2 protein-coding genes are annotated in these 1,463 nt (G+C 30.1%); both read left to right on the top strand.

Annotated elements, in window-relative coordinates:
* Positions 1–139: 139 nt before the first annotated feature.
* Entirely contained in the window at positions 140–613 is a 474-nt protein-coding gene (locus tag FHG05_RS18230) for a hypothetical protein (protein WP_140999558.1), read from the top strand.
* A 168-nt stretch (positions 614–781) separates the two neighbouring features.
* Positions 782–1,237: a hypothetical protein gene (locus FHG05_RS18220; RefSeq protein ID WP_140999556.1), complete on the top strand. Its 456-nt coding sequence runs from the start codon at positions 782–784 to the stop codon at positions 1,235–1,237.
* Positions 1,238–1,463 lie beyond the last annotated feature (226 nt).

The raw sequence follows: 1,463 nt of genomic DNA, 5'->3' as shown, positions 1-1,463 counted from the left end.
ATTGCTAGGCTTGGCTTGTGTTCGGAATTTTCTCCGAAAATTCCATAAGGAGTTTTGTACTTGTAATCTTTTGTTATAAATTTACGCAACTGCCACAAGCGGCAACACGTTGTATGCAATTAAAACGAACTCTTGAAAATTGAATTGGATATTAAGAAATACAAGTAAGTTAAAATATCATACGAATTTGAATATCTTGCTCAAACCAATTGAAAATGATATTCAGAATTTGAAATGGTTAATTTCGGATTTAGAAATAAATACATCTGAAATGGAAAAACTGCCAATTAATCACGAAAAAGATTGGTTTCTGATTTCATCTCAAGAAATGAAAGCAATTTGTGAAACTGACACTCAAATTGTTTGGGGAGCTTTTTCTGGAATTGACAAAAATGCGGAATTGAAAACTGACCGAATTGAATTTCCTTATGCAGATGGAAATGAAGAAATATGGAAAAACGGAAATTTACAAGTTGAGAATTCTAAAGTGGAGATAATTGCTTGGGACAGTTCTTACACGATTGTTAAGTTTACTGAAAAAGAAATGTCTGATAAGTTTAAAGAATACTTTGAAGAAGCAATCGAACTGGAAAAATATAAATGGAAAAAATAACTGCATACAACAATGGCTATAAGTAATTGCTTGTTCTCGACTACTTCTGAAAATCCTCGCGGATTTTCAGTTTTGTGTGTACTTGCAAAATTAAGTGCTAACCCACGCAACTACTCATAGCCGAGACCGTTACCAGCAAGTTTTCAGAACAATTTTCTAAAATGAAATATGGATTATAAATTAATAATATCAATAACTGCATTAGTAATTTCTTCAATTTCATTAATTTGGAATATTTGGATTAAAATTCAAGCTGAAAAGAAAAAAATCTTAATTCAATGTCACAAAATAAATTACGAAACAAATTGTTCATTTGTAATCACTTTGACAAATATTGGAAAAAAACCAATTTATATAAGGAGAATAGAGATATTTGAATTGGTAAATAAAGAGACGAAAAGAACTAATATAAATTACTCTGATTACAAACATTTGTTTGAAAATAAACCGCTTAATCCTGATGATTGGAGAACAGTTGTGTTGAAAGACCCAAAGAAAACAATTTTTGTGGATACCGAAACTGGCAAACTGAAAACTAATAAGGTTGTTATAGTCGAACCAAATAATAAAAAGTATAGTACTAAGTGGTTCAAACAAAATAATTTTAAAAAAACCAGCTGGTAACAGCGGTTACAAGTAATGGCTTGGTAAGTGCTATTCCGAAAATTCTCCGAATTTTCTAAAATAAGTTTATATTTGTTATGGCTTGGTAATGGTTACGCCACTACTTGTAGCCGCAAAACGTTAGCGGTAATTTAAAAAAATCAAATATCATTAAATATCGACAATTTTAGAGACGAATATTTGAATTCCGATAAAACATTGAAGGAAGAATATTTTCTAGTGTATA

The sequence above is a fragment of the Flavobacterium profundi genome (assembly GCF_006491645.1).
GTDB lineage: Bacteria > Bacteroidota > Bacteroidia > Flavobacteriales > Flavobacteriaceae > Flavobacterium > Flavobacterium profundi.
Note: the sequence above shows the minus strand (reverse complement) of the source record. Positions and strands in the feature narration are given on the sequence as shown.

Coding starts and splice junctions, on each gene's coding strand:
- FHG05_RS18220 (WP_140999556.1), top strand. CDS start 782: ATGGATTATAAATTAATAATATCAATAACTGCATTAGTAATTTCTTCA.